This is a genomic window from Nocardia sp. 2TAF39 (assembly GCF_052114905.1).
In the GTDB taxonomy this organism is placed as follows: domain Bacteria; phylum Actinomycetota; class Actinomycetes; order Mycobacteriales; family Mycobacteriaceae; genus Nocardia.
On the sequence record NZ_JBFRFQ010000119.1, the window covers coordinates 1 to 2,430 of the forward strand.

General features: G+C 64.8%; 1 protein-coding gene. It reads left to right on the forward strand.

Annotated elements, in window-relative coordinates; genetic code table 11:
* A partial coding sequence (locus tag AB4Z47_RS30540) for a condensation domain-containing protein (protein WP_441956161.1) occupies positions 1–2,430 on the forward strand: 2,430 nt, incomplete at both ends.

The window sequence follows — 2,430 nt, forward strand, 5'->3', positions numbered from 1 at the left end:
TCGCGGGTGTTGCACGTGTGCTCGCCGAATTTCGATGTTTCGGTGCTGGAGTTGCTGCTGGCGTTCTCTTCCGGGGCGACGTTGGTGATCGCGCCGCCGTCGGTGTTCGGTGGGCATGAACTGTCGGATTTGTTGCGGCGTGAGCGTGTGACGCACATGTTGATCACTCCGGGTGCGTTGGAGTCGGTTGATCCGACGGGTTTGGATGATCTGCAGGTTGTGGTGGTGGCGGGGGACAGGTTCGGGCCGGAGTTGGTTGCCCGGTGGGCGGGTGAGCGGGAGTTCTACAACGGTTACGGGCCTACCGAGGCGACGATTCTGGCTACGAGTACCGCGGCGATAGGGCCGGGTGATCCGATCACGATCGGCTCGGCGATCGCGGGAGTCGGTGTGTTCGTGCTGGATTCGCGGTTGCGTCCGGTGCCCGCGGGGGTGGTGGGTGAGTTGTATCTGTCGGGTGCGGCGTTGGCGCAGGGTTATCTCGGGCGGCCGGGACTGACCGCGGAACGGTTCGTGGCCAGCCCTTTCGGTGCCGAGATCGGTAATCCCGGTGCGAGGCTGTATCGCACTGGCGATTTGGTGCGCCGCACCGAATCCGGTGGTGAGGGTGGGGTCATCGAGTATTTGGGGCGTTCGGATTTCCAGGTGAAGGTCCGTGGGTTCCGTATCGAGCTCGGTGAGATCGACAACGCGTTGACCGCTCACCCGGATATCGATTTCGCGGCGACGTCGGGTAAGACGTTGCCGTCGGGGGCGACGGCTTTGGTGTCTTATGTGCTGCCCGGTGCGGGGGCTGTGGTGGATACCGGTGTGCTGACGGAGTTCCTCGCGGAGTCGTTGCCCGCGTACATGGTTCCGGCCGCGATCATGGTGTTGGACGAGATCCCGTTGACCCCGGTCGGCAAACTCGACCGCGCCGCGCTACCGGAACCCGTTTTCGCTGCGCGCGTGTTCCGTGCGCCCTCGACACCGGTTGAAGAGATCGTGGCCGAGGTGTTCGCGGCGTTGCTGGTGGCCGAGGAGGACGGCCGGGTCGGCGCGGACGACGACTTCTTCGAGCTCGGTGGCAATTCGTTGCTTGCCGCGCAGGCCGCGGCGCGGATCGGCTCCGCGCTGGATCTGCGGGTCCCGGTGCAGCTGCTGTTCGAGGCGACCACCGTCGCCGCGCTCGCCGAACGCGTGGAACAGCACGTGGGTTCGACCGTGGGTACGCGGTTGCGTCCGCGTCCGCGGCCGGAACGGGTGCCGTTGTCGTATGCCCAGCAGCGTATGTGGTTTTTGAACCGTTTCGATCCGGCCAGCGCGGTGAACAACATTCCGACCGTGGTGCGTCTCTCGGGTCGGCTCGACGTCGATGCGTTACGGGCAGCGGTGCGCGACCTAGCCGAGCGCCACGAGGTGCTGCGCACCCTCTACCCGGAGGTCGACGGCGAGGGTTACCAGGTGGTGTTGCCGATCGGTGATCCGCGTGCAGTGCCGCAGTTCGTGGTCGAGCAAGCCGACGAGGCTCGGGTGCCCGCGCTTGTCGCTGCCGCGGTGACCGAGGGTTTCGACGTGACCAGCAGACCGCCGGTGCGGGTGCTGCTGCTGGTGTTGAGCGAGACCGAGCATGTGTTGATCTGTGTGGTGCACCACATCGCGGGTGACGGGTTCTCGATGGGTCCGTTGACCCGGGACCTGATGCGCGCGTACGCGGACCGGATGCGTGGCGGTGCACCGGAATGGCCCGCGCTCGAGGTGCAATACGCCGACTATGCGATCTGGCAGCGTGAGGTCCTCGGCGTCGAGGAAGACCCCGATTCGGTATTGGCGCGGCAGATCGCGTTTTGGCGCAGCGAGTTGGCGGGGCTGCCCGAGCAATTGGAATTGCCTGCCGATCGCGCACGTCCCGCGGTCGCGTCCTACCGTGGTGCGACGGTCGGTTTCGAGATCGATGCCGATGTGCATGCGGCGTTGAGTCGTCTCGCGTACAGCCATAATTCGACATTGTTCATGGTGATGCACACGGCACTTGCGGTGTTGCTGGCCCGGTTGTCGGGCACCCGCGATATCGCGGTCGGTACTCCGATCGCCGGGCGCGGTGAGGCAGTACTGGACGATCTGATCGGCATGTTCGTCAACACACTGGTGTTGCGGACCGAGATCRATTCCGGTGCACGCTTCGATGAACTACTGCGGGCAGTGCGCGGGATCGATATCGAAGCGTTCGGACACGCCGACGTCCCGTTCGAGCGGCTGGTGGAGCTACTGGATCCGATGCGTTCGACGGGTCGGCATCCACTGTTCCAGGTGATGCTGACCTTCCAGAACCTGGCGCGCACCGAGCTGGAACTGCCCGGACTTTCGGTGTCCGGGGTGGATCTGGCGGTGCCACTGGCCAAATTCGACCTACAACTCACACTTGTAGAGAACATCGACCGGCATGGTGAG